Here is a 24,346-nt window from a genome sequence, read left to right on the forward strand (position 1 = left end):
TTGGTAGTTGCGCTAACTATTAAGCCATTAGCACCATAAAAACAAAAAAGCCCAAACCTAGGTTTGGGCTTTTGCTATTCAATCTTCTGCCTCGACTCATTCAACTTATTCTGAACTGATACTCATCTCACATTGGGTGAGATAAAAGCCAAATCCGAAGCCGAGCCCGAAGCCTAAAGATTAGTGGTGATGACCACCGGCGCCATGGGCATGACCATGGGCGATTTCTTCATCACTCGCGTCACGGGCACCCACAACTTCGATATCAAAGGTCAGTTCACGGCCGGCTAATGGATGGTTTACATCCACAGTCGCCATAAACTTACCCACTTTAACGATAGTCACTTGGCGTTGACCTTGGTCAGTATTGACCACAGCCGTCATACCCGGTTTCCACACAGTCGCGCCCAATAAATGCTTAACCGACACACGTTGGTGTGCATCCGCATCCGCTACGCGCTCACCGTAGGTTTCGGCAGCAGGCAAAGTCACAGTGAACTTTTCACCTATGGCTTTACCATTAATCGCGTTTTCAACGCCTGGCATCATGTTGTCATGACCGTGTAAATAGGCAATCGGATCGCGACCTTCGTTCGTCTCAATCACTTCGCCTTTCTCGTCACGCAGTGTGTAGTTAAACTGCACAACCATATCGTCTTTAATGCTCATCGAATATCCTTTGATTTTCTTCGATTTCAATTGTGGGCCGAGCTTAACAAAACTGCGCTTTTCACTCCACTTTTTTATCCGGCCTAAAAGTGCTCAAAACCCGCAACGAGCGCTCTTTGGCTATAGTGACTAAAGTAACTACAGTGGCAGTGGCTACAGTGATAGTCCTAAAGCGCTAAACACCTCTGGGCTTGGGAAACCATCGGCAATCATCTGTTGGCTCCGTTGAAAGGCTTGCAGCCCTGCCACAGAGTTACGCCCTAACACGCCATCAGGCTTACCCACATCAAATCCAGCCTCGTTCAGTTTGGCTTGCAATAGCTTAACTTGCTCGCGACTTAAGCGTGGCTGTTCTGGCGGGCTCACTGTCAAAGGTAACCCCCCATTAATGCGATCGGCGAGATGCCCTACCGTAATGGCATAATACTCGGAGCGATTCCAACGCATGATCACATTGAAATTCTCATAGCCTAAAAAGGCTGGCCCCGTATGCCCTGCTGGCAAATACAACGCGGCTTGAATATCCACGGCGGGCAAAGGTTGACCATTCGCTTGCGTAACATTAAGGGCGGCCCAGTCTGATAACGCCAAGGGCTGCTTTGCACCTAAATGGCTGTAACTAAAATCCTTTGGCAATAAGACTTCACGGCCCCAACGTTCATTTCGCTGCCAGCCTAAGTGCTGTAAAAAGTTCGCGGCGGACGTTAGCGCGTCAGTGGTGCTATTCCATAAATCGGCTTTACCATCACCGTCACCGTCGACGGCATATTTGGCATAGGCCGACGGCATAAATTGCGTGTGTCCCATGGCGCCAGCCCATGATCCCACCATAGTGTCATCATCAAACTGATACTTTTCTTTCAGCTTTAAGGCTTGCATCAATTCTATGGTGAAATAATTGCTACGGCGTGGCTCACAGGCCAAAGTCGCGAGCGAATTCAATACCGACATCTTGCCTTTATAGGAACCGTAATTAGTTTCAAGCCCCCAAAAAGACAAGATATATTGCGGCGGCACGCCATATTCTTTAGCTAGCTGATTGAGTAAAACGCTGTGTTTTTTCAGTAAGCGACGGCCTTCATTAACGCGCCATTCAGTGGCGCGCTTACTGAAATAATTATCGAAGGTCTGGCTGAATTCGGGTTGTTGCTGATCAAGCTCAATCACCCGCGGCACAAATTTCAAATTTGCAATGGTCGAGTTAATCATCGCCTCTGACAGCCCTTCAGAGCGTGCCCGCGCTTGTAGCCCAGCCACACAACTCGGAAATGCCTCAGCATTTACTTGTACGCTAGCATTAATATCAGACTCTTGACTGGCTTCAGCAGCTATGCCACTGGCGTTGCTACTGACTGCGTTAGCAGTTGCGCTAGTGTTGGAACTGGCACTCGCCGCTGGCACGCTTGAACAGGCACTCAAGCTGACACAGGCGGCTATACTCGCAAACAGATAAGTTAACCCTTTAATTTTAATCAAATCAACAACTCCAATATTTGATTTCACAACAATGACAAAGTCATCACACTGCTGTGGTTAAACACGACAATCTTCCTTCTTCGAGAAGGCATTGCCCCAGAGAGATATTCGCCTTGGCATAACGAGTTAACGGTTCTATTACAAAAAACCTTTAACGGCCAATGGCATAGAAGACATGTTTCTCCCCCATGGAAAGCCTCTATCTGAATCACACTTGGTCAGCAAAGCACACTGCATCAAGGCTTTTCATTGCCAATAATCCTGACCCATAGCGCCACGTAACACAATCCTTATCGCCATAAATACCTTGTGGCACAGGCTTATTGCTCAGTTATCCAACACAAGAAAAATCTTAACAAAGAATCCCTTGGTATCGCAGCATGTTACCGTATAATGGGTAAGTTAACAGCACACATCAAAGAGACCTATCATGACTGAAATCAATGCGGCTTTGGCTGGCTTTATCGAAAATGTAAAACAACATCAGACGCTTTGGGGTCTAATGGATGAAACTGGCGAAGGCTGGGTGGTTTGTGACTCTTCAGAATTTGAAGACACAGATGTGATGCCATTGTGGTCAAGTGAAGCCACTGCAAAATCCCATTGCAGCGACGAATGGCACGACTACCAACCCGTTGCGATTTCACTAGATGAATTTCTGGAATATTGGGTGTCTGATCTCAACGACGATGGTGTGTTGATCGGTGTCGATTGGCAGACTGATGAAGATTGCCTTGAACTTGATCCAATTGTTTTAGCAAAAGATTTGGTTGATGTTGAAGAAGTTTAATCCCTTCAATATGCCATTGATGACATCAAGGACTGAGGTACTCATTCCTTGATGTCTGCAATTCCGCTCATCGATATTCCCTTCGACCAACGCCATACTTGTTGGTTTTGCGGCGAGCCGAGCAATCAACACTTCGAATATATTGCCCACACACATACACCACATCCTTCATTAGCTGTGCCCGCCTGCAGTGAATGTTTGCGATTAGCCAAACAACATACCCTAAGTTCAATTTGGGATTGTCGTATGGCCGTCAAAGATGCACTGATGCGCATTTACGCAAAACACCTCGCGATTGGGATTAATTGGACCGAAGAAGAACTGGCCGAGTCTGAATTTTCCTGCAAAGTGTTTGAAGGATTTAAGAAAAGTGCTTGGATGATGTACCAGATTGCCCGCGACCGTATCAACGCACCCGGCTGGCCACTGGTATTAGAAGGCGAAGAAATTGACGACCAAGGTTATAACGCAGGTTTTGAATTTGATGGCGTGACCTTTAACTCAGTCAATGCCGCTATCCAATACTACTCGACGCAATTCACCTTAGATCCACAGTTTTTTGCCGAACTTGTTCGCCTCGTCGGCCGAACAAGATTCAACTATGCCCTACGACTCGCCCGCATCCATATTGCCGCCGCCAAAGAAATGAAACGCCAAGTATTACAAGATGTTGAGGCCGAATTAGCATTGTAATCAAGCGTTAAATAAAAAGGTAATTTGGTAGGATTTAAACAAAAGCGATGGAAAGGTGACGATTGAATGGCTGATATTCAAAGGCAGATATTAACAAGCCACATCTAAAAACAGTCCTTAAAAGCGGTTATTAAAAGCGCTGAGCCTACCGATGACCAACACAAGACCAATCACCGATAGGGAAAATCTCAAGATGCTTAGTGATTGATCACTTGTCTTAATCTTTCTTGTACCACTTCCACGAGTAAATCCGGCTGGAATTTAGAAATAAACTTATCACAACCGACCTTCTCAACCATGGCATGGTTGAAACTGCCGCTCAGTGAAGTATTCAAGGTAATATATAGATCTGACATAGCTTTATCACCGCGAACTTCAGAGGTCAGTTTGTAACCGTCCATCTCGGGCATTTCGGCATCGGTAATCATCATCAGTAATTCTTTAGATACTTGCTTACCTTCATCACGCCATTTCTGTAATAACGTCAATGCCTGCAAGCCATCCGAGGCTTCAATGATTTCTATACCTAGTTGGCTTAAGGTTTCACGCACTTGACGCCTTGCGGTCGATGAATCGTCCACGATCAAGATTTTTCTGCCTGGCATTTCATGGACTAAGGTTTCATCGAGCACACCTTCAGAAAGCCTAATATCGTAGTGAATAATCTCAGCTAGCACTTTCTCTACATCGATAATCGACACTAGTTGCGATTTGCCTTGGTGCTCGATGCGGGTAATTGCTGTCAAATAATTATTGCGCCCTGCCGTTTTCGGCGGCGGCATGATATCGCTCCATGTCATGTTGATAATGTGCTCAACCTTGCCGACTAAGAAGCCCTGCACGCTGCGGTTATACTCTGTGATGATCATATTGGCATCATCATCCGGCGGTAAAGGTTTAAACCCAATCGCCGAACGTAAATCAATCACAGGGATAGAAATGCCGCGAATATTAGCAACACCATAAATATGAGGATGACTCCCAGGCATAGCATTAAGGGGAGGAAGCTTGACCACTTCTTTAACTTTAAAGACGTTGATGGCAAATAACTGCGTGGAATTAATACTAAAGAGCAACAACTCGAGGCGGTTCTCACCCACGAGTTTGGTACGCTGATCTACGGTTGCAAGTACGTTTGCCATAATGCTGCTTCTCTACTCTTGAGGAAAATCCTTTCCTCACATGCGACGGATTAGCTCAAATTATAGCGGTAAACTCCCATGAAGAACCATGCCGAGAGTCTATTTTATCTAAAAATTACAACCACTCTCGCAAAAGTACGAATATTCAACCCATTCAAAACGCATATTCAATTTTAGGTCAGCGACACTGTCGCCTAACGCTGCGCTTTCTGTGCAAGCACCATGCCCGCAAGATCCAAGGCATTTCTGTCGCAGATTATCTCAAACCCCGATTGACGCAGCACAAGTAACAACTCGCGGTGATTAAACCGATTTTGCTGTGGATGCTCAAATAGGCGTCGGCTTAATGGATTACAAATCGCAGCGCGATATAAATCCTCAATAACAAAGTAACCGTTTGGTTTCAGTACCCTTGCAACGTCCTTAATGGCCGCCTGCCAATCTGGAATATGGTGGAATACGGCAAAATCAAACACCATATCAAACTCGCCATCGGCAAAGGGAAGACTAGAAGCATCGGCAACCGAGAAACTCAGCCCTTTTAAGCCCTGCGGCCGAGCTTGCCAACGGGACTGTGCCGCTGCAACCATTTCGGGGTCGATATCCACGGCCGTGATATGTCCTGCGCCAAAATGCTCGCGGATCAACTGAATACCATTACCAAACCCACAGCCGATTTCTAATGCACGCTCGCAGCGGGCCATAGGTTTAGGCATCATAGAAGTCAGTAAAGGCGCTTCGATATGATTTTGTAGCCAAAAACGTATTGGATGCTGAACGAGCTTTTTCTCAAATGGATTTAATTTCATGCCATCCTCTAAATATGGGTAAACTATTGTTGAATAATTTTACTGATCGAACTGCCACTATGGTACGTAATGATAGGAACATAAGTTCACCAGAGGCCACGATGAAATTACCTCTTTTCCCACTACCCATTTGTTTATTGCCCGAAGGTTACACACAACTGCGGGTATTTGAACCTAGATATAAGCGTTTAGTCGCCGAATCGTTAAAGTCAGGCGAAGGATTTGGCTTATGTATGCTCGAAGAGGATGGTAAAACTATTCAGCCCATAGGCACCTTAGTGCATATTATTGATTTTGAAACCCTACCCGATGGCTTTTTAGGGATCAGTATTCAAGGTGCGCAGCGCTTTAAACTCAATGAAATCCGTGTCGAAGACGATGGATTAAAGCGCGGCAATGTTAGCTTTATCGACAATTGGCCTGCTGTACGTATTGCGACCGATGAGCGTTACTTGAGCCAAATGTTACAAAATATCCTCAAGGAATATCCGCAACATCTCAAGCACTACCAAGCGGAACAGTTCGAAGATATTGCTTGGGTCTGCCAACGCTGGCTAGAAATATTACCCGTGCAAGCCTCCGAAAAGTACACCTGCATTAATGCCTTAGATCATATTATGACCCGAGACCTATTGAGAGCCGTGATAAAATAGCCCTGTGAATGATCCTTTATTTAAGCCAGTCCGTATTGATTGATAGTTTGACAGTAAAACTGGGCTCAGAAACGAATCAAGCCTCTCAATGTTGTCGTTACTGATGTCAACATCAGGACTAACGACTGTGATAAGAGCGAAAATAATGGAAAATATTCAATCACAAAGCAGGCAAAATCGGTATCATGGCCCTATCACGTCTCTGACTCATTCGGCTATGGATAACGACATTCCCGCTGCTAAAACCTGCGAGCCTCAAGCAGATGCTTTAATCACGTTCATGCTTCAAGTAGCAGATAAGCGTGATAGAGCCGCCTTTGGGCACTTATTCCAGCATTTTATGCCCAAGATCCGCGCCTTTGGTTTACAAAGACTGAATCAACAAGGCTTAGCCATGGATTTAGTTCAAGAAACTATGACCAGCGTGTGGACTAAGGCCCACCTGTACAATGCTGAAAAAGGCTCAGTGACAACTTGGGTGTTTACCATAATGCGTAATCAGTGTTTCGATATGCTGAGACGAGTACAACATAATAAAGAAGATACCTTTGGCGATGATATTTGGCCATTGTGCGATGCAACCATGGCTCAAGACACACTCACTGATCATAAATTGACGGCGAAACTCCTCCAACATCTTGATGCCCTTCCCCTCGCGCAACGACAAGTCGTGCAAGGTATTTACATGCAAGAACTCACTCAACAAGAGTTAGCCGATGCCCTCAAGGTGCCTATAGGGACCATAAAGTCACGATTAAGACTCGGGCTAGAAAAGTTGAAAAGTTTCTTGGAGACACACAATGATTAAGCATCATCCCCAACCAGAATTACTCGTAAGCCATGCGAATGGGGACTTACCTTTGTCTATGGCCATCGCGGTATCAGCGCATTGCGCGTTATGTGAGACGTGTCGTGAGCAACTTGCCCTATTAATAGAGCAAGCCGCCAATTTGGCTTTAAATCCAGATGATGCTCATGCTGTAAAGCATACTGATAAAGCGACGATTCACAATGCACATATTGATGCTGAAAACACTCAAGCTACTAATTTACCAGTGATGGATATTGACGCTATGCTGGCGCAAATCATGGCTCAACCTGCGGCAACGCATGTGCCTAGTAACGCTCCTCTGGATGTTCAAGTAAAACAACAGCATTACACAGTACCGTCGGTATTTCGCCAGCATTTGGCTCGTCCTTGGCAAATATTAGGCAAAGTCAGCCGCATGCGTTTTGATGTCGATGAAATGAACACCCGCGCGAGCTTGTTACACATAGATGCCCAAGGTGAAATCCCGCAACATACCCACAAAGGTTATGAACTAACACTATTACTGGCTGGAGAGTTTTCGGATCTTAATGGTGACTATGTGCCAGGTGATTTTATTGTGCTCGATAGCCAACATCACCACTCACCAAAAACCGTTGACGGTTGTTTATGCTACACAGTGTTAGATGCGCCACTGCATTTTACCAAAGGCCTAAGCAAGCTGCTTAACCCCATAGGTGAACTGATTTATTAAGCCTACTGCCTGTGCTGTAGCGTGACTTATTTATTCAATTTGTTTAGATGAATCCGTTGCTAAATTTTCAGTTACTGAATCTTCAGTTGCTAAATTATCAGTTACGAAATAAGCCATTAATCCCATTGAAATAACCTATTTCAGTGGGATTTTTGTTCTATTTTGCGAGAGCTTTTTATTCAGTTTGCTAGACGTTACCTCATCTATTTGCCTAAAAAGCCGCAATATGGACACACTGCATTACCGCTAAATACAAGATAAGAACATAACTTATGCCAAGCTTTATTCTTTAAATCAAATAAATAGCCAGAAACAATTCACGTTAACCCAACATTAATCAACAAATAATCACATTGAATAAAAATTAAACTTGCATAAGCTGTTTTTATTGATATACTGCACGTCGTTTTGAGATACACCTTGTTGTTTACCTTTTTAAACCAGCCTGATCATAAGCAATCAGAGTTCGGTCCTCATAAAGAAAGCCTACTACAAGCAAAACCCTATAAGCTCAAGCATTCGATACCACTAAAATCATGTGCTTATGTCTGTGAACTTACTGTTCTCCACACTGTCATAGTATTGTCATTAAGCTATGGTCAACTGGCAGAATCAAGTTAGTCCATTGGCATAATCGACAACATGTATTATTTATCGATTAAGCATCTCTTGATTAATGAATCAAAGATGGGGTAACCTCGATACTCAATAGAACGAATCTTTCGCAAATTGCTAAGGATATTTTATAGTTACAACTATCTCACCTATGGGTGAATTAACAAAAAAGGAGTGTGGCATATGTCATACAAAATTAATGGACATGAAATTACAGTGAACTTTCCTGTAGATTCAATCTCAGTAAATAAAACCTCAATTGCTTTTACCGATCGTCAAGGTAAAAACAGACAGACTTTTTCAAAGCGTACAGAAGCCATCAGCTTTATGAAATGGTTATTGTCCGCAAATAAATAAGTCAAAAAATAAATTAGACGATAAGTTAGAAATAAGTACTGTTATACCCCGTTTGCTCAAGTGTATTTAATCGGTTTCCATTCTCTTCGCAGTACCGAGCACTTAAGTAAACTGATAGCCGAATGTCACGAACACGCTATCCTTTTTTACGTCATGATGACGAACACATTTGGTTCAGGCTGTATCTCTCTCACACAGATACCTGCCGAACCAAATGAGTCAAATCCAGCTTAGATCACCCACTTCCACTGCAGCATCCGCTAATATTCATTCCCATGAATACTGTTACGTACCTCTTCTATGCCAAAACCCAATACCCAAATCGCCATGCAAAGCTTGATAAACCAGATCAAAGCGACTATTCCACTCAACTTAGAAGAAGCACAATTGTGCCAGGGACAATGTTTAGGTTGTTCGAAAAAAATGCTTGAAATGCTCGATGCAGAAATCAGCTATTGGCAATATTCCGATACGATACCCAGCCTAAAAGATTTAAAAAACCTCGAAAAGATAGGCCAACGTACCTATAAAATCCTTAAGCGGAACCAGTTGCTGCCTTAATCGCTTGTATTTGCATTTAACTATTTATGGGGCGTTTTACTTATACGACTGAACATAAATTCATAACTGAACTGAACTGAACTGACAATATGATCCTGATAGAAATCACATTGCCAGTTTTATCTTAGCTATTGTCTATAGCCGTTAAAAATTACAATTCTATAGGCTCAACGTCTGGACTCTGCCAACCTTGCGCGAATATCTGCCAAAGAATATTCAGTTAAGAGTTCACCATCGGCAAATACGGGGACAAACTCGCAATTGTTAACATCTTGCCAGCTCGCTTGATCTTTAAGATAAAATTGCCCTTGCTCATCTTTAAACACCGCAACCAGTCCCTTAGCTGATTTTTTAGTACCGTCATCGGTTTTAGGATCTTTAAATATTTCTCTGTCTTTACCATCAACTTTCGCAAAGGTCGCTTTCACCGCGTAACCGTCGGTATCTCGGGTCACGTGTTGATAGGTAAAACTGCCAATCCCAAACACGATATTGGTTGAAGCAAAACCTTTAGCCTTTAAGCCAGCACAAATGGCTTCAGCCCGCTCAATGGTGATTGAATCGCCATAAATCAGTCCGACATGGCTATCGAGTAATTTGTAACCTTTGGCAGTTGTGCTGCCCCCAAAGACATCCCACAAACACTCGATAGCGCCTTTATACTCAGGGCTCCCCACAGCTGCTTGTGGATCGCCACAAATGATCTTCACCGGACAACCCGTATCAGGCCTAAACACCACTTTGCCCTCACGCGCAAGAATACGGTCTTTTAAGGCAACGGTGAACTCTGTCATCACCTGCCAAAAATCCCAAGAATCAGAAACGATACTGACAATGCCGCTAGGATAAATATCTTCAATCAGACGGCGGAACGTCTCTAATTCATTCTCCATACCACCCGCACACATCACACTGTGCTCCGTTGCGGCCACACTGCCACCGACAAGTTCATGATCACTATCGGCACGGTAATATTGCTCAAGAAAATCAATCGAGGGAATGGTATCTGTACCCGTAAAACTGAGTAAATGGGCGGCGCCGCTCATTACCGCAGCCTCTGCACCATACATGCCGCGGAAACTAAAATCATGGCCCTGCCAATCAACAAATGCGATGTCACCATCGGTTTCTAGCGCGTAAGTCTCAAATATTTTGCGGTATTGCAGCGCGGTAGTGGCACTGGTACACATACCCCACACATTCGCGGAAAGGATGGTTTCGAGGTAATTGGTCAACCAAAAGAATCGCTCATCAGTATTGTACAAAACCAAGCAAGGCACTTTTAGTGTATACACTGAACCTTCAGGTAATGCCATGATTTTTACTGGTAAATAACCTAAATCATGCAATTCCTCAATATGCTGAGTACCGACATTATTTGGCCCGAGATAGTTATTGATACGGCGGGAGAATTGGCGAATGATCTGATCCTTGGGTTGTTGAAAAAAAATCACGGTTCCAACTGTCGATCAAGAAATGCTTGATAAAATACTGCAAGCCAAAAAACACCATTTGGTCTGTATAACCACGACGGGATTTACGGGCGGTCAAGTTACTAAAAATCACTTGAGTATTATCGGGATACTGACGACGGTGGTCGACTTTGTAGCCATCAATGGCGGTAACGGGATTCAAGTACATAATATTTTCCTTAATGATTCATATAACTCAAAACAGCATGGCAATCACAGAACTCGCTCGAAATATGTGCAGGGACACCTAAACTATCGGTACAAAATAACCTGTCGATGCCCGCCTCGCACAGAGCCGATTCGCTGGCCTTGTCCTCATAATGTGAAACAATCAAAATGACGCTTTGGGCCCCCTTCTGCTTTAACTTGATGGCAAGTTCGATAAAGGTTCTGCCCCCAGCACAAATATCATCGACGATTAAGCAGGTTTTACCCGATAAATCATCACAGAACACTTCGGTAGCAATAATATGGCCATTAACCACATCACGATGTTTATCGGCCCTGATCACCGGCATACCCTGTAACGCTTTAGCTAAGCCGAATACTTTCTTATTAGCCCCCGCATCAGGCGAAACTAACACTAGCTCACCGGTTAATTGGGCTGCGATCGCTGCGACAAAGCTGTGGTTGTCAATTACCTGCACTCGGTCTAACAATGCGGCGGTGACATCACTGTGCGGGTCAAAAATGCTGACTGAAGCATATTGCTGCTGATTAATCAGGCTGGCATAGACTTTTACTGATAAAGCCTCGCCCACATTACACACTCTATCCTGGCGGGCGCCCGGCATATAAGGCAGTAACAGATCGATCTGCTCTGCACCGCTGCGGCGTAATGCATCAGTTAACAACAAGAGTTGCATGATGGATTGATCACCACGATAGCCGAAGAAAAGTGTGACGCGTTTCGCTGGAGGAACCAGCAGTTGAACATGATTCTCCCCCGCACCAAATTGAAATAAACGGTAGTGATTTTCATCATTAGCGGCAGGGAGTCGATAAAAATCAGCCTGCTGATATGATGAGTTAACTGCGTCTTGATACGTTTGAATGCCTAGAGACATATACACCTCCTGTCTATGCAAGATTGCTGCAATATACAGCACTCTTGTTGCCTGCGAGCAATAGTGTCCTATAGACACTAATGTGTAAAGTTGATTTTTAGACTATTTTTTACGGGATAATGGTAAAGAATATACCTAAATCGCATATAATGTCCTTAAGACACTATATGCGATTTAGCAATGATAATGAGAAAATGGGTATCGAAAAGTAAAGAATGGACGTATTACGGCAACATCGGCGGCTACATAGCCCCTGATAATTCATGCTACTGCACAAACAGTCTCTATTATTGCTCTGGGTAACAGCTTTAAGTGGCAAGCACAGCTAACATTCTAGATTTCTTAAGAATCGATAGGATGCCGTATCCGACTTCAAACGGTATAAATTGGCTGGACGGCCACGTTCAGTACGTTTTAAGCCCGTATCAATCAATAAATCGGCCTGTTCCACTCGCCGACGGAAGGATTTCCCTTGGATAGGCTTACCCAGCAAGACTTCATGTACATGCTGCAGTTCTGGCAAAGTGAAAGGTTCTGAGAGTGCAAAGCCTGGCACTAAGGAATACAAGGCTTTCTGGGTTAAACGTTCGCGCGCTTGCTTGATTAACTGCAAATGATCAAACGCTAAGGGCATCTGTAACACATCCTCTAATGGCCACCACTTAGCATCACTCACTGAATCAATCTGTATTTGGCAGGCTTGATAACTCAACAACGCGGTATAACACACAGTCACCGACCAACCTCTCACATCGCGACAGCTATTACCCACAGTGCATAGCTGCTCAATATAAGGTGGCACTACCGCGGTTTTCTCATGCAGTTTACGTAATACGGTTTGTTCTAAGGATTGATCGCAATTTTCATCGATAAAGCCTCCGGGTAATCCCCAGAAACCTAAAAAAGGATGGTTTGAACGTTGCACTAAGAGTACTTTAAGCTGCTGATCATGGTAGGTAAACAATACAGCATCCACTGTCAGTAGCTGAGCCTTGAAAGCCTTAGGATCGTAATTGGCAAGATATTCCGCTTCAGTCATGAGTATTCCCCATCATTCAATATCATAAGCTTAACTTAGGCATGACACAGCTTCAAACACATTATGTCTTAGCGTCACTAAGTAAATATCCTGCGCCGTGGGCATAGCTACTTTGGCCAAATTTACGCTGATAACGCGGCAACATGGTCTCGTTCCCCAATAATCCGCCTTGATGCAAATACATCACATGACCTGGTTCACTTCGCTGTAAATAATCCTCAAGCACAATAAAACCTAAGGGATCGTAGAGTAATTCAAATTGAATCCCTGAGGCGCAAATCCGCTGCCACATGGCATAAAATTCCGGATAAAGTTTACCAAAGTGATATTTTTTGCCGACATTCACTATCTGTGGATGCTCGAGAGTGTTTGGATTAAGCATAGAGAATTGCAAACGTAAATAATCATCGCCTCCCACCACAGCACAAGTCACGACGCGAATCGCCGTTTGCTGACGAATAAAGTACTTATTTAAAAATACCGTCGTCGTCCCCGTTCCCGACGGTAAAAATACCGTTAAATCGACTAAATCATTCGCCTGCGCAAATTGCACTATTTCTTGCGCCAATACATTTACCCCGTATTCAGCGTAGGAACAGCGTCCGCCCTCTGGGATAAACAGTGCCGTCGGTTCATTCGCGAGCACTTGAGCCTCGATATACTCTTGGCAACTCAATCGCACATTTTCAACTTGCGCATTAAGGTTAGGACTAGCCTTAAGATTTGACAAAACCTGAGGTTCAGATTGCGCATGAGTGCACGTCTGCTTTTGCGCCATTAACACACTTAAATCGATAATATTGGCACCATTTGCTAAGGCAGCAGCATAATTGCCCGTGGGATGTTTAACTATTTGACTGGCAATATGATCAACATAAAAGTCACACTGCCAGCCTTTCATCTTGGCCAATGTTGATAGGGAATACAAAGAGTTCGCTAAGGGTGAGCCATGACCTATCACCTTGTTGATGCCGGCAAACTCATGATCTAAAAAATAACCGAATTTACGCGCTTTATTGCCGCTAAACGCTGGATGCAATAAATCATCACGTTTTAGAAATATTTCTCGACCAGCAAAGGCAAAAATATCGACGGGGGAATTTGCAAACATCAGGCTACTCAAACGATTAAATACTCGGGCTTTTAAGCCATTTTAATGGAATGGCTAGTGTACCCTAAGAAATTAGCAATTTAGCGAAGAAGTAGTGGAAATCACAAATACAGTTTTGAACAATACCCGTAAGCAATTGATTTACTGGTGTTAAAAAATTGGCACGTTTCTCGCTTAGTCATTGACATATATTCAATTTATCAAAGCTAACGGCATTCATTACAGCTAACGATAAAGGCTAAAAAAGTAACCTAAGGAGTTTTCAATGGCAGTATTACGCTTAATATTCAACATCGCTTGGTTTGTGCTCGGTGGATTTGTGATGGGACTCGCTTGGTGGCTCGCAGGTATCCTGTGTTTTATCAGCATTATTGGTATTCCCTTTGGCCGCGCCTGCTTTGTTATCGGCGAAATGACCTTCTGGCCATTTGGCCAAGAACAAATCAACCGTCGCCACTTGACCGGACGTGATGATTTAGGCACAGGTGCCCTAGGCATGGTGGGAAATATCATTTGGTTTTTGCTGTTTGGGATCTGGTTAGCCATAGGCCACCTAGCTCATGCCTTAGCCTGTTTTGTAACGATTATCGGTATTCCCTTTGGAATACAGCATCTTAAATTGGCGTTACTCAGCCTAACACCGATAGGGCAAACCGTAGTGGCTAAAGCTTAATAAGCCAATCAGTTAACTGCGCTATTCACTCTCGATTATTTGGTTTCATGAGTGGATAGCGCTTTGTCATCCCATACTGAAAATATCGCCTCATTGAAGGCCATTTCCTCCTCCAGTAAATCATTGCAACTATATTGAGTATGGACATATTGAGCATGGGCAGGTTCATCATCCTCTTGAACCTCAGTTTGCGGCTTAGTCGGCGTCGCAATCGCTAACAGGTAATGTGCCAGTTTTGCAGGGGCATCAATGGCCGCATCATGGCCGCAATACGCTAATACTATCAAATCAGTGTGAAAGTGCTGCGCTAAAGCTTTACTCGATGCCATGCTCACCAACGCATCACGGTCACCGCAAAGCACACTTATTGGTACTTCCACGGTCAATGGACTCTGATATTGAAAAGCCGCCCACAGTTGCCGCCAGGCGTTACGGATAGTTGGCGAGGATTCGCGGCGAAATTCACTCCATTCGGCAATTAAATCGCAATCTCGTCGATGGCGAAAACTGGTTAAACGCACTATCGTCGATTCGATGGGATGTAAGGCTTTACCCCGAGCCCGCAAGCAAAACGCCTTCAATGCATTCAGCGGATTAAATCTTTGATACCAAGGCGATAAATTCGCCGCACTGCTGTTTAGTACAAAAACATGCCTTATCTGCCAAGGCCGCTGGTGCGCCATTTCCAGCGCTAACATACCGCCCATAGACAAGCCGAGAAGGTAAATGGCTTCTCCTTCTTGCACCTGCTCATCCAATTGCAACCACACGGCATGGGCATAATCGGCAATCTTCAGCGGACTGGCCTTATTGGATAACATCCCATTACCCGGCAAATCTGGGGTCAGTACTCGCAATCCTTTTTGTCGCAGTCGTTGATCGAAGCCATGCCAGTGGCGCTGATCACGCATTAATCCCCGCAATAACACCCAAGTTGTCATGACTGTGGCTCCCGATACCAATACTGCCGCGCGCACTCAGTGAGTTCAGCCAAACGTTCAGGCGTTAACTGCTCTAACGATTGGGCGTAGGCCGCTTCCATCATAAATTGCATCAGCACTGTGTGCCTGCGTAAAATTCTGTGGTGACGATGTGTTTTCTGCGGATTAAAAAAACCTGCAAAATTAAATATTTGCCTTGGGTTTTTCTTTATCCAAGCCCAGGACCCCATCTCTAATGTCAAAGGCAGAAACGGTACCTGAGCATGGGGATCGGCCACTTGATGCTGGCGATAGAGGTAATCCCAAATATCCCCATTGGTGCGATAGAACTGGCTCTGCGGCGCAAGCCGGTAATGGCCATGATGTGGATAACTTTGTTCAAATAATTGTTTTAGATGAAAAATATAATTGGCATTTTCGAAGGCGGTACGCGTATGGGCGTAGGGGAACCAGATATGATCACTCAAGCCAAATCCCGAGTGGGCATCGAGCGAAATTAAACTGGTGCTGCGGCTCAGCAATTGCTGTACGTAGGCAACTAAGCCAGCGGTTTCAAGCTCCATTCCCCCCATGCCGCGATACCAGGGCAGCCGTGATGATATCCGCTGCCCTCCCACCATAAAGGAGACTTTTTCGCAGGATTCTATCGGGGCGTTACGCATCAAATCCACTTGATTACCATTACCTCGCGTTCCCATAAATAAGCCAACGGGATTCACCACTGGGACAAAAGCTAACCGCACGCCCGTTAACATCTGCTGTAGGTGTTTATCCCACACCAGTCGCTGCAACAAACTGTTCAACAATGCCAAGATGACTTGAGAGCCAATACGTTCAACCCCATGCACGCCGCCCACAAAGAGTACTGTCGGACAGGGCTTATCTCCTCCCCCCAGTTCAACACTGTAGAGCGGAAAATGTTCGTGACGAAATGGGATGTCGGCAAGAATGTGATACTGCAACTTAAGATGATGAGTATCAATGAGTTGTTGCAGCGTATCTAACTCAAATGGTAGCTCAAAGGGAAGTTTATTCATGTCACCTTAATCAAAAAATGAGAGAGCAACTCATACCGTTAAGGTGATGCTAATAGTAAACAAAGACAGAATGATGACAAGTGGTATATCTAATGTAATTTTAAGAGAAATAGGCTGAAAATAGAGGGAAAATTAGAGAGCACACTAACCTAAATCATGCATTAGTCTTCACGATACAGTAACTCTCCAATGATGGTTTCGACGTCAATTTGTGCCAAACCTTGATCGAAAATATCTCGCCAACGTTGACCTTCTTCGGTATTACGAAACGCAATATAAAGCTGCTTATTCGCTAAAATTTGGCGGTTGATTTGCAGTTTGTCCGCCAGCGGTTGCAAGGGCTTTTGCTTAAGTAAATAGTGCAGCACGTTGACATCGATTACCGCCGCATCAATACGGCCTGCGGCCACTTTCTTAATATTGTGCTCGTCTGAAGTGACGGCTTCAGTCGGTTGAACGCCTGTAGCAATCATGCGATCTAACGCCTGAGTATTCACATAATCTTTCACTACGCCTAAGGTATAGCGATTCAGATCTTCGACATAATTCCAACTCACAGGGTGGGCTTTTTGCTCCACCAACCCCAAAGGACCGTCGCCAATCGATTTAGAAAAAACAAACTTTTCAGTCTCAAAGTAATATTCAGGGAAATAACCCAGATAGTCAGAATTAGGCATACTGGCGAGCTTTACAGCGCGGCTCCATGGGTAAAAATCCACTTCTAATTGATGCCCCATCACTTTAAGCGCAGCCCGCACTACGGCAATACTCGCGCCCTGCTCTGCTAACTGTTGCCCCGAATAAGGCGGCCAAAGTAAGGATGTCAGCATTAAAGTATCCGCTTTCGCTGTGCTCAATCCCATGGAGGAAAGACAACATGCAAGGAGCATTGACCGCCATCGAACCATTTAAGACTCCTTAGCCTGCTGCTTGGATTAACCACTAAATCATCGACAAATTAAGCATTAAATTTATCTGCCAAGATTTTATCGCTGATACTTTATCTCTGGTTTTAGTATAGCCATGAAGCCACTTCGGGGAAGTGAAGTTTTGTTACAATTCGGCTAATGACATAAGATGCCAAAAAATAAGCAAAGGATTAGACTGAAAACTGATATACAGTCAGTACTCAACTGATAGTAAATAGTAAAGCTTGATTCGATTAACTCACCATAAGGCCAACTCCTATGCGCAAAGTTTCCGTTTTCAATCGCGCGACGTCCTCCCATACAAAAGGCGCAATAACTCAAGCGGGGATCACTGTGGTTGGCGCAGCTTTAACCTTGCTCGGGCTGGTCTTTTTACTCTTACCCGGTCCAGGTTTACTCTTGATTATCTTAGGATTGGCGCTGCTCAGCACACAATATGCGTGGGCAAAGCTGGCGCTGCGTCGCAGCCAGCGAAAGTTAACTCAAAGTGCGGCTTGGCTCGATGGCATGACTCGTCGACTCTTCCGTTAACTCGTTCACTTGTGGGTTAAACGGCATCTATAGACTGAATAAAATTCAAGCCGCATTGCACGGCTTGAAGTCAAAAAAGCAGGCGAGCCAAATCACTTAAGCATTAATATCTTCATATAACTCTTGATACATCAGCTCACGCATTTTGAATTTCTGAATTTTCCCCGTCACTGTCATTGGATACTGATCCACAAACTTGATGTAACGTGGCACCTTGAAATAGGCAAACTTCTCGGTGAGGAAATGACGAATATCTTCTTCGGTAATCGCGGAGCCTGAGCGGACTTTAATCCAAGCACACACTTCCTCACCGTATTTATCGCTTTGAACACCAAAGACCGCCGCATCCTGCACATCTTTATGGGTGTAAAGTTTCTCTTCAATCTCACGGGGATAGATATTTTCGCCACCGCGAATAATCATATCTTTAATGCGACCCACAATTTGCACATAACCTTGCTCATCCATTTGGCCGATATCGCCCGAATGTAGCCACCCCGCACTGTCTATGGTCGCCGCCGTTTTTTCGGGATCGTTCCAATAGCACTGCATTATGCAATAACCGCGACTACAGACTTCACCAGGTTGGTTAATTGGCAACACCTCACCAAATTCGTCAACTATTTTCACTTCGGTATGGGGCAAAGCACGGCCAACAGTGAGCACACGTTTCTCAACTGGCGAATCGATTTCAGTAATGTGATTGAGCGGACTGCACTCAGTCTGACCATAACCAATCAGCACTTCTTCCATATACATGAGGTTTTGTACTCGGCGCATCACTTCTTCGGGGCAAGTTGCCCCCGCCATCACGCCGGTCCGTAAAGAACTCAAATCAAAACGCGTAAATTCAGGATGCTCAAGCTCGGCAATAAACATGGTCGGTACGCCATGTAAAGCGGTGCACCGCTCTTGCTCAATCACGTGCAATGTCGTCAAAGGATCGAAGGACTCGCCGGGGAACACAGCCGCTGCGCCTTTGGCTAAGCAGACTAAACTACCGAGCACCATGCCAAAACAATGGTATAAGGGCACAGGAATACAGAGTTTATCGTGGCAGGTAAACTTCATCGCCTCTGCGACTAAATAACCATTATTCAAAATGTTATGGTGGGATAAGGTTGCACCTTTAGGGCTACCCGTCGTGCCAGAGGTAAACTGGATATTAATCGCATCATACGGGCTTAATGCTATGCCGATCTTATCGAGTGTAGCCTTTTCATCGGCGGTCACATCGACGAGCAGGTCATCAAAATTCAACATGCCGACGGATTTTTCAGCGCCCATACGGATCACAAACTCGAGCTCAGGAACGGCCTTCGCCTGTAATTGACCAGCAGGGCAAGAAGTTAGCTCAGGCGCCAATTCGTATAGCATTTCGAGGTAATTGCTGGATTTAAACTTGTCGGCACAAATTACCGCGCGGCAACCCACGTTACTCAGCGCATATTGCAATTCTTCCGGTCGATACGCAGGATTAATACACACCATGATGGCGCCAATTTTAGCGGTCGCATATTGGGTTAAACACCACTCGATATTGTTAGGTGACCAAATACCCACCCTATCACCGGGCTGAATGCCAAGCTTCAATAACCCTGTGGCGAGCGCCTCGATTTGAGCGAGATATTGGCGGTAATTCCAGCGGATATGTTGATGATGTACGACAACGGCTAATTGGTCGGGATAGGTTGCCGCAATCTCATCAAGATATTGACCTATGGTTTTCTCAACGAGTTTCGGTGATAACTCGCCTCTAAACTCGCTGACGTTGAGCGGACTGATAACTTGGCTTGTTGGAACAGACATTAAGGCCTCCGTGCATTTATTATTATGATTAGCGAGGTCCAAACTAACCAATCCACGGATCATGTCACAAGCAAAAAAACACTTTATTAGACTAAAGAGTAAGATAATCGATTAGATAACAATCCATTAAAGCCCTGTGCTAACGGCTGATAAATTCAAGATGAGTGCTCGACTTAGGCACATTTAAGCTTTGCAAGCGCTCAATAATGGCCAGTAAAATCCCTTGGCGGCGCATATTTTCTAATACGCCAGGACTAAAGACCTCAAGGCGCGTCATAGCCGTCAACAGCAACTTACATTGTGCTATGCTCGCATCACGAATGTAGGCGGGTTTATCGACTAAGTAACTGTTGTTATACCAATAGTCCCAGGTGAAATTTGCCAACAACCAACCTTGCGTAGTCAGGTCATTAATAAATTCCAGCATACGCTCATGGCTTAGGATCACATCACCGGCGGTAAAATCCTTAAGATATTTAGTGTATAAACCACAGTCGGACGTCATTGTTGAAGTTTCCATAACACACCTCATAGGTTTTGATTGCCACTGCTGCCACAACTTATAGGGCACCAATCACAAACCGAGATCGAATTTGACGCTTTGCCTTTAGTATCGAGAATTTGCATAAGGCATACCAAATAAGATTGCTGCCCACAGGCTAAGCCACCTTATCTGAACCGAAACTTAATCAAACTCACAATGCTTGATCTGAGTGACGAACTGGGGTGTTCGATAAAATTAAGATAAACTCAGGGATATTGAAGCGCTTAACGACCACTATGAATTAAGGAAACCCAATGAACTACTGGCTTATGAAATCGGAACCCGACGAATTTAGCATAGATGATCTTAAGGCTTGCCCGAACCAAACCGAAGCTTGGCATGGAATACGTAACTATCAGGCGCGTAACTTTATGCGCGATGCGATGCAGATTGGCGACAAGGTATTTTTTTACCATTCAAGCTGCAAAGTACCCGGTATTGTCGGTATCGCAGAAGTCGTGACCAATGCGTATCCCGACAGCACGGCCTTCGATCCCGAATCAAAATATTTCGACCCTAAGTCAGATCCAACTAAACCAAGATGGTTACGAGTAGATATCCGCTTTGTCGAAAAATTTAACGATATTATTCCCTTAAGCTTGATTAAAAACCTGCCGCAATTAGCTGACATGTATTTAGTGACTAAGGGTTCAAGGCTAAGTATCCAACCTGTGACCGCCGAGCAATGGCAAGCTGTGCTAATGTTAACCCGTTGAGTTAGCATCTCAACGTAAAACGTTCAGCTAAGGTTCATTTAAGAGACTCTATTGTCACAGCATCGACTAAACACCTTTTGGAGCACAGATGAATAAATTCACGTCAATGGTTGTCGCAGGGCTAGTGCTCAGTTTAATGGCGCCTATCTCTGTTTTTGCTAAAGACGACCAAGAGCATAAACACCATAAAAATGATAAAGATTTACCACCGGGATTACAGAAAAAAGTGAACCGTGGTCAACCACTGCCACCCGGTTGGCAGAAAAAACTCCATCGTGGTGATGTGCTTGAGCATGATATTTATGACCGCGGCCGTATCATTGTGCCCTTAGACAAAGATGGGATTATTAGCATTCAAGTTGAAGGCGCATTGATCAAACTCGATAATAACAGCCGTAAAATCCTCGATATCGTCAATATTATTACCGAATAGTCACGCATAACATGTGCGAAATGGCTAATCACGGCAGTTTTATTAGCACGCCCAATTCTTATTAGGACGTGCAAGCATTCAAAACCATGATGCTTGCACAGCTCGCTCCCTTATCTGAACTGCTATGTATCCCGCAATCGCTAGCGAATTAACGGCCACAGTTACAATTAAGCAACATACTGATATTTATCATATCTTTACTCTCTGATGCTTGGTCACTCATGAGCTGAATGCTAGACTCAGCCAGTGCTAATATGTGTGTAAACTCAGATAAAACTTCTTCGGTGAGGTGAGACGTTATAGTCGAGACCGAAAACTAAGCTCCTGACATCGAAGTATTGATACCAAGTGCTCTGCATAAACTCATACGTATAATTTTGAGTAAGTTAAGCGTTATCAAAGCTCTCTTACAACTAAAGCAGCGACTAATGCATAACCTTAACGCCACCCATAGCATATCTATTATTACTCTCCAATGACCGTAGACTGACGCTGGATTTTTGAAAATGAAACACACCTCACTTCAACGGGTTAAGCAGGCGATTATTGCGGGGTTCTGGGCTTCACTTGCCAGTATTTCTGTGGGTTTTCTTTTTAAGCTTTGGTTAGCACAATGGGTTACCAAAGCCGATCTTGCGCTCTATCACACGGTTATCGATATCATCTCACTGTCGCTGATCCTGATGACAGGATTTCGCTCCTCTATGGTGGTGACCTACTCCCAGACCAAGCAAGATGTGGATATCACTAATATATTCCGCTACAGCTTAATTGCTATGGTGCTACTGACTTGGGGCTTAGTTTTGCCCTACATCAAACACAAACTTCAGCTCAATGTAGAATATTTTCAATTGGTTGGCATTATTTTGAGCATGGGGCTTAAAGTGTATTTTACCAATCAAATTGCTATGTACCGGCTATATGCCATCTCCAATCGAGTGACTTGGCTTGAGCCGATTGCACAAGTGAGCAGCTTTTTCTTGTGTTTCTATGCGTTAAAACAAACGGCCATAGCGTCACTCTTTTACAGCATGACATTGTCATCGCTCATCGTTGCCTTATATATGTACTTAAAACGACGCAAGGATATCGCCACTCCGCCCTTAAGTGCGGTGCATTTTGATACAGGTTTACGCAGTTTTATGAAGAAAAGCCTGACGGCGTCCATGGAGGCTGGCGCAAGTATCTTGATGATTTACATTACAGTACTGCTGACCATTGCCTATTTCAGCATAGATGAACTGGGTGATTTCCAAGTGGTGGTGCGGCCGATGATCACTTACCTCACCTTGCTGTTTGTCTTCCCCATCTACCGCTTTGTGCTGCCCGAAGTCGCAGTGTGCGTACGAGAAAAACGCTTTGACGAAGTCCAACAAATTAAGTCATGGCTGACTAAAGTTTCTTTGTGGATCAGCGGTATTTTTTTGTCGTTATGGTCTTTGCGAGCAAGCCATTAGTCGCTTGGCTATTCCCCGAGCAATACATAAAAGCGGCCCCAGTATTAATGCATTTCTCCATGTTTTTTATATTCATGATGCTCAATGGCTATCAGTTGGCCTATATCAAAGCTCACGGCTATTTTACCCAAAGCCTGCTCATTCGCCTCGCAGGTATCGCAGTGCTAGTGGGTACTTTCTACGCTTATCGCCTATATACCGAGAATGTCGTCGCAGTGATTTTAGCCTTGGGAACAGGCTATTTAATGATGTATCTCATATCTAAACTAGTTGAAAGACGCATTCAGCAGAGTCTTAACAACGGCCCAACACAGCTTTAATTACAGCTAAATATGCTTAAAACATTGAAGGAAATGACAGGTTTCAATTAAAAAGGCATCCCAGAGGATTATCTGGAATGCCTTAGGAAAAGACAGCATGATTGCAAAATGGTGCTGTGATTGATAAATCGATTGAGCTTACGGCTTAACGCCCATCAAGCATACGACCAATACCACCTAGCACTGAGCCTTCACCGCGATCACTGCCACCCGCAGATGGGGCATGGGCGATAATGCGATCCGCCATACGTGAGAACGGCAAGCTTTGCAGCCAAACCGTGCCATGGCCTTTTAAGGTCGCTAAAAATAAACCTTCGCCACCAAATACCATGGACTTTAACGAGCCTGCGCGCTCAATGTCGTAATCTATTCCAGGCGTAAATCCAACCAGACAACCAGTGTCAACCCTTAAGGTTTCGCCTCGCAGTTCTTTCTTCACTAAAGTGCCGCCCGCATGGATAAAGGCCATGCCATCGCCTTGTAAGCTTTGCAGAATAAACCCTTCGCCACCGAAAAATCCCGTACCTAAACGGCGATTAAATTTCATCGTCACTCGCGTACCTAACGCAGCCGCTAAAAAACTGTCCTTCTGGCAGATAAGCTCGCCGCCATGTTCGGCTAAGTCGATCGCAAGGATTGTGCCCGGATAAGGTGCGGCAAAGGCGACTTTACGCTTTTGGTTGCCTTGATTGGTAAAGTGAGTCATAAAAATGCTCTCACCCGTCAGCGCCCGCTTACCTGCGCCCATCAACTTGCCAAAAAAGCCGGACTCTGGTTCAGAGCCATCGCCCATTTTGGCCTCAAAGCTAATGTCTTGCTCTAGGTAGTTCATCGCGCCCGCTTCGGCAACCACGGTTTCGTTAGGATCAAGCTCCACTTCAACCAACTGCATACTGTGACCGATGATTTCATAATCCACTTCATGACAACGTCTAGACATACTGTTCCCCTTAACTGTCAGTTCCTTGTTACTAGCCTT

At 44.6% G+C, this 24,346-nt stretch carries 26 protein-coding genes and 1 pseudogene; 12 read left to right on the plus strand and 15 right to left on the minus strand.

Features of this window, described 5'->3' with window-relative positions; all coding sequences use genetic code 11:
* Positions 1-180: 180 nt before the first annotated feature.
* Together AYJ58_RS15620 and AYJ58_RS15625 are read right to left on the minus strand one after the other, a co-directional pair.
* A complete protein-coding gene (locus AYJ58_RS15620) occupies positions 181-669 on the minus strand; it encodes an FKBP-type peptidyl-prolyl cis-trans isomerase (protein ID WP_063883053.1) in 489 nt (162 codons plus the stop codon).
* 153 nt (positions 670-822) lie between these two features.
* Positions 823-2,145, minus strand: a complete 1,323-nt coding sequence (locus tag AYJ58_RS15625) for a lytic murein transglycosylase (protein WP_198555478.1) — start codon at positions 2,143-2,145, stop codon at positions 823-825.
* Positions 2,146-2,575: 430 nt separating this feature from the next.
* Here AYJ58_RS15625 and AYJ58_RS15630 point away from each other — a divergent pair, with 430 nt between their 5' ends.
* Together AYJ58_RS15630 and AYJ58_RS15635 are read left to right on the plus strand one after the other, a co-directional pair.
* Positions 2,576-2,935 carry a DUF2750 domain-containing protein gene (locus AYJ58_RS15630; protein ID WP_106650826.1) on the plus strand — a complete coding sequence of 120 codons (360 nt, stop codon included), beginning with the start codon at positions 2,576-2,578 and terminating at the stop codon, positions 2,933-2,935.
* Between the two features lie 51 nt (positions 2,936-2,986).
* A complete protein-coding gene (locus AYJ58_RS15635; RefSeq protein ID WP_106650827.1) occupies positions 2,987-3,628 on the plus strand; it encodes a hypothetical protein in 642 nt (213 codons plus the stop codon).
* Positions 3,629-3,825: 197 nt separating this feature from the next.
* Here the strand turns inward: AYJ58_RS15635 and AYJ58_RS15640 are convergent, their stop codons facing one another.
* Together AYJ58_RS15640 and AYJ58_RS15645 are read right to left on the minus strand one after the other, a co-directional pair.
* Positions 3,826-4,770 carry a chemotaxis protein CheV gene (locus AYJ58_RS15640; protein ID WP_106650828.1) on the minus strand — a complete coding sequence of 315 codons (945 nt, stop codon included), beginning with the start codon at positions 4,768-4,770 and terminating at the stop codon, positions 3,826-3,828.
* 194 nt (positions 4,771-4,964) lie between these two features.
* Entirely contained in the window at positions 4,965-5,579 is a 615-nt protein-coding gene (locus AYJ58_RS15645) for a class I SAM-dependent methyltransferase (RefSeq protein WP_106650829.1), read from the minus strand.
* 101 nt (positions 5,580-5,680) lie between these two features.
* Here AYJ58_RS15645 and AYJ58_RS15650 point away from each other — a divergent pair, with 101 nt between their 5' ends.
* The 5 genes from AYJ58_RS15650 to AYJ58_RS15670 all read left to right on the plus strand — a co-directional run bounded on the left by AYJ58_RS15650 (position 5,681) and on the right by AYJ58_RS15670 (position 9,288).
* Entirely contained in the window at positions 5,681-6,232 is a 552-nt protein-coding gene (locus tag AYJ58_RS15650; RefSeq protein WP_106651843.1) for an LON peptidase substrate-binding domain-containing protein, read from the plus strand.
* 145 nt (positions 6,233-6,377) lie between these two features.
* On the plus strand, positions 6,378-7,040 hold the full coding sequence (locus AYJ58_RS15655) for a sigma-70 family RNA polymerase sigma factor (RefSeq protein ID WP_198555480.1): 663 nt from the start codon (positions 6,378-6,380) through the stop codon (positions 7,038-7,040).
* A complete protein-coding gene (locus AYJ58_RS15660) occupies positions 7,033-7,755 on the plus strand; it encodes a ChrR family anti-sigma-E factor (RefSeq protein WP_106650830.1) in 723 nt (240 codons plus the stop codon). The genes AYJ58_RS15655 and AYJ58_RS15660 overlap by 8 nt, the downstream gene beginning before the upstream one ends.
* A gap of 798 nt (positions 7,756-8,553) precedes the next feature.
* Complete coding sequence (locus AYJ58_RS15665) at positions 8,554-8,727, plus strand: hypothetical protein (RefSeq protein ID WP_006082106.1); 174 nt, start codon at positions 8,554-8,556, stop codon at positions 8,725-8,727.
* A 300-nt stretch (positions 8,728-9,027) separates the two neighbouring features.
* Entirely contained in the window at positions 9,028-9,288 is a 261-nt protein-coding gene (locus AYJ58_RS15670) for a hypothetical protein (RefSeq protein WP_106650831.1), read from the plus strand.
* 167 nt (positions 9,289-9,455) lie between these two features.
* Here AYJ58_RS15670 and AYJ58_RS15675 read toward each other — a convergent pair whose 3' ends face one another.
* The 5 genes from AYJ58_RS15675 to AYJ58_RS15690 all read right to left on the minus strand — a co-directional run bounded on the left by AYJ58_RS15675 (position 9,456) and on the right by AYJ58_RS15690 (position 13,977).
* Positions 9,456-10,742: a nicotinate phosphoribosyltransferase gene (locus AYJ58_RS15675; protein ID WP_232790822.1), complete on the minus strand. Its 1,287-nt coding sequence runs from the start codon at positions 10,740-10,742 to the stop codon at positions 9,456-9,458.
* Positions 10,681-10,929 (minus strand): nicotinamide phosphoribosyltransferase domain-containing protein, encoded by a 249-nt coding sequence (locus tag AYJ58_RS22045; RefSeq protein ID WP_232790823.1) that lies wholly within the window; start codon positions 10,927-10,929, stop codon positions 10,681-10,683. The genes AYJ58_RS15675 and AYJ58_RS22045 overlap by 62 nt, the downstream gene beginning before the upstream one ends.
* Before the next feature lie 10 nt (positions 10,930-10,939).
* Positions 10,940-11,827, minus strand: coding sequence for a ribose-phosphate diphosphokinase (gene prs, locus AYJ58_RS15680; protein ID WP_106650832.1), 888 nt, complete (start codon positions 11,825-11,827; stop codon positions 10,940-10,942).
* Positions 11,828-12,152: 325 nt separating this feature from the next.
* Positions 12,153-12,866 (minus strand): NrtR DNA-binding winged helix domain-containing protein, encoded by a 714-nt coding sequence (locus AYJ58_RS15685; protein ID WP_106650833.1) that lies wholly within the window; start codon positions 12,864-12,866, stop codon positions 12,153-12,155.
* A gap of 61 nt (positions 12,867-12,927) precedes the next feature.
* Positions 12,928-13,977: a pyridoxal-phosphate dependent enzyme gene (locus tag AYJ58_RS15690; RefSeq protein WP_106650834.1), complete on the minus strand. Its 1,050-nt coding sequence runs from the start codon at positions 13,975-13,977 to the stop codon at positions 12,928-12,930.
* A gap of 265 nt (positions 13,978-14,242) precedes the next feature.
* Between AYJ58_RS15690 and AYJ58_RS15695 the strand changes: the two genes are divergently transcribed.
* Positions 14,243-14,650, plus strand: coding sequence for a YccF domain-containing protein (locus AYJ58_RS15695; RefSeq protein ID WP_106650835.1), 408 nt, complete (start codon positions 14,243-14,245; stop codon positions 14,648-14,650).
* A 35-nt stretch (positions 14,651-14,685) separates the two neighbouring features.
* Here the strand turns inward: AYJ58_RS15695 and AYJ58_RS15700 are convergent, their stop codons facing one another.
* From AYJ58_RS15700 to AYJ58_RS15710, 3 genes are all read right to left on the minus strand, one after another.
* Entirely contained in the window at positions 14,686-15,591 is a 906-nt protein-coding gene (locus tag AYJ58_RS15700) for an alpha/beta fold hydrolase (protein WP_106650836.1), read from the minus strand.
* Positions 15,588-16,628 (minus strand): M14 family zinc carboxypeptidase, encoded by a 1,041-nt coding sequence (locus AYJ58_RS15705; RefSeq protein ID WP_106650837.1) that lies wholly within the window; start codon positions 16,626-16,628, stop codon positions 15,588-15,590. The genes AYJ58_RS15700 and AYJ58_RS15705 overlap by 4 nt, the downstream gene beginning before the upstream one ends.
* 161 nt (positions 16,629-16,789) lie before the next feature.
* Positions 16,790-17,536 (minus strand): substrate-binding periplasmic protein, encoded by a 747-nt coding sequence (locus AYJ58_RS15710; protein ID WP_106650838.1) that lies wholly within the window; start codon positions 17,534-17,536, stop codon positions 16,790-16,792.
* 279 nt (positions 17,537-17,815) lie between these two features.
* On the opposite strand from AYJ58_RS15710, the gene AYJ58_RS15715 reads away from it, so the two are divergent.
* The gene (locus AYJ58_RS15715; protein WP_106650839.1) at positions 17,816-18,088 is read left to right on the plus strand and encodes a PGPGW domain-containing protein; all 273 of its coding nucleotides are present in this window, start codon (positions 17,816-17,818) and stop codon (positions 18,086-18,088) included.
* 96 nt (positions 18,089-18,184) lie between these two features.
* Here the strand turns inward: AYJ58_RS15715 and AYJ58_RS15720 are convergent, their stop codons facing one another.
* Positions 18,185-19,897 carry an AMP-binding protein gene (locus AYJ58_RS15720; protein ID WP_106650840.1) on the minus strand — a complete coding sequence of 571 codons (1,713 nt, stop codon included), beginning with the start codon at positions 19,895-19,897 and terminating at the stop codon, positions 18,185-18,187.
* Between the two features lie 139 nt (positions 19,898-20,036).
* On the minus strand, positions 20,037-20,417 hold the full coding sequence (locus AYJ58_RS15725) for a DUF6508 domain-containing protein (RefSeq protein ID WP_106650841.1): 381 nt from the start codon (positions 20,415-20,417) through the stop codon (positions 20,037-20,039).
* Between the two features lie 278 nt (positions 20,418-20,695).
* Between AYJ58_RS15725 and AYJ58_RS15730 the strand changes: the two genes are divergently transcribed.
* The 3 genes and pseudogenes from AYJ58_RS15730 (at position 20,696) to AYJ58_RS15740 (ending at position 23,367) form a co-directional block, all read left to right on the plus strand.
* Positions 20,696-21,157, plus strand: coding sequence for an EVE domain-containing protein (locus AYJ58_RS15730; RefSeq protein ID WP_106650842.1), 462 nt, complete (start codon positions 20,696-20,698; stop codon positions 21,155-21,157).
* An 88-nt stretch (positions 21,158-21,245) separates the two neighbouring features.
* Positions 21,246-21,590: a hypothetical protein gene (locus tag AYJ58_RS15735; protein WP_106650843.1), complete on the plus strand. Its 345-nt coding sequence runs from the start codon at positions 21,246-21,248 to the stop codon at positions 21,588-21,590.
* A gap of 506 nt (positions 21,591-22,096) precedes the next feature.
* Positions 22,097-23,367: pseudogene (locus AYJ58_RS15740) on the plus strand (hypothetical protein).
* A gap of 145 nt (positions 23,368-23,512) precedes the next feature.
* Here the strand turns inward: AYJ58_RS15740 and AYJ58_RS15745 are convergent.
* Positions 23,513-24,307 (minus strand): TIGR00266 family protein, encoded by a 795-nt coding sequence (locus AYJ58_RS15745; protein ID WP_106650844.1) that lies wholly within the window; start codon positions 24,305-24,307, stop codon positions 23,513-23,515.
* Between the last annotated feature and the right edge of the window lie 39 nt (positions 24,308-24,346).

Origin of the sequence: Shewanella sp. Pdp11 (assembly GCF_002838165.1) — a bacterium.
GTDB lineage: Bacteria > Pseudomonadota > Gammaproteobacteria > Enterobacterales > Shewanellaceae > Shewanella > Shewanella hafniensis.

Excerpts from the sequence above, each read along its gene's own strand:
- AYJ58_RS15665 (WP_006082106.1), top strand. The coding sequence starts at position 8,554 with ATGTCATACAAAATTAATGGACATGAAATTACAGTGAACTTTCCTGTA.
- AYJ58_RS15720 (WP_106650840.1), bottom strand. The coding sequence starts at position 19,897 with ATGTCTGTTCCAACAAGCCAAGTTATCAGTCCGCTCAACGTCAGCGAG.
- AYJ58_RS15650 (WP_106651843.1), top strand. The coding sequence starts at position 5,681 with ATGAAATTACCTCTTTTCCCACTACCCATTTGTTTATTGCCCGAAGGT.
- AYJ58_RS15735 (WP_106650843.1), top strand. The coding sequence starts at position 21,246 with ATGAATAAATTCACGTCAATGGTTGTCGCAGGGCTAGTGCTCAGTTTA.
- AYJ58_RS15715 (WP_106650839.1), top strand. The coding sequence starts at position 17,816 with ATGCGCAAAGTTTCCGTTTTCAATCGCGCGACGTCCTCCCATACAAAA.
- AYJ58_RS15700 (WP_106650836.1), bottom strand. The coding sequence starts at position 15,591 with ATGACAACTTGGGTGTTATTGCGGGGATTAATGCGTGATCAGCGCCAC.
- AYJ58_RS15640 (WP_106650828.1), bottom strand. The coding sequence starts at position 4,770 with ATGGCAAACGTACTTGCAACCGTAGATCAGCGTACCAAACTCGTGGGT.
- AYJ58_RS15710 (WP_106650838.1), bottom strand. The coding sequence starts at position 17,536 with ATGGTTCGATGGCGGTCAATGCTCCTTGCATGTTGTCTTTCCTCCATG.
- AYJ58_RS15685 (WP_106650833.1), bottom strand. The coding sequence starts at position 12,866 with ATGACTGAAGCGGAATATCTTGCCAATTACGATCCTAAGGCTTTCAAG.
- prs (WP_106650832.1), bottom strand. The coding sequence starts at position 11,827 with ATGTCTCTAGGCATTCAAACGTATCAAGACGCAGTTAACTCATCATAT.
- AYJ58_RS15695 (WP_106650835.1), top strand. The coding sequence starts at position 14,243 with ATGGCAGTATTACGCTTAATATTCAACATCGCTTGGTTTGTGCTCGGT.
- AYJ58_RS15635 (WP_106650827.1), top strand. The coding sequence starts at position 2,987 with ATGTCTGCAATTCCGCTCATCGATATTCCCTTCGACCAACGCCATACT.
- AYJ58_RS15745 (WP_106650844.1), bottom strand. The coding sequence starts at position 24,307 with ATGTCTAGACGTTGTCATGAAGTGGATTATGAAATCATCGGTCACAGT.
- AYJ58_RS15690 (WP_106650834.1), bottom strand. The coding sequence starts at position 13,977 with ATGTTTGCAAATTCCCCCGTCGATATTTTTGCCTTTGCTGGTCGAGAA.
- AYJ58_RS15620 (WP_063883053.1), bottom strand. The coding sequence starts at position 669 with ATGAGCATTAAAGACGATATGGTTGTGCAGTTTAACTACACACTGCGT.
- AYJ58_RS15705 (WP_106650837.1), bottom strand. The coding sequence starts at position 16,628 with ATGAATAAACTTCCCTTTGAGCTACCATTTGAGTTAGATACGCTGCAA.
- AYJ58_RS15730 (WP_106650842.1), top strand. The coding sequence starts at position 20,696 with ATGAACTACTGGCTTATGAAATCGGAACCCGACGAATTTAGCATAGAT.
- AYJ58_RS15630 (WP_106650826.1), top strand. The coding sequence starts at position 2,576 with ATGACTGAAATCAATGCGGCTTTGGCTGGCTTTATCGAAAATGTAAAA.
- AYJ58_RS15660 (WP_106650830.1), top strand. The coding sequence starts at position 7,033 with ATGATTAAGCATCATCCCCAACCAGAATTACTCGTAAGCCATGCGAAT.
- AYJ58_RS22045 (WP_232790823.1), bottom strand. The coding sequence starts at position 10,929 with ATGTACTTGAATCCCGTTACCGCCATTGATGGCTACAAAGTCGACCAC.
- AYJ58_RS15645 (WP_106650829.1), bottom strand. The coding sequence starts at position 5,579 with ATGAAATTAAATCCATTTGAGAAAAAGCTCGTTCAGCATCCAATACGT.
- AYJ58_RS15655 (WP_198555480.1), top strand. The coding sequence starts at position 6,378 with ATGGAAAATATTCAATCACAAAGCAGGCAAAATCGGTATCATGGCCCT.
- AYJ58_RS15670 (WP_106650831.1), top strand. The coding sequence starts at position 9,028 with ATGCCAAAACCCAATACCCAAATCGCCATGCAAAGCTTGATAAACCAG.
- AYJ58_RS15725 (WP_106650841.1), bottom strand. The coding sequence starts at position 20,417 with ATGGAAACTTCAACAATGACGTCCGACTGTGGTTTATACACTAAATAT.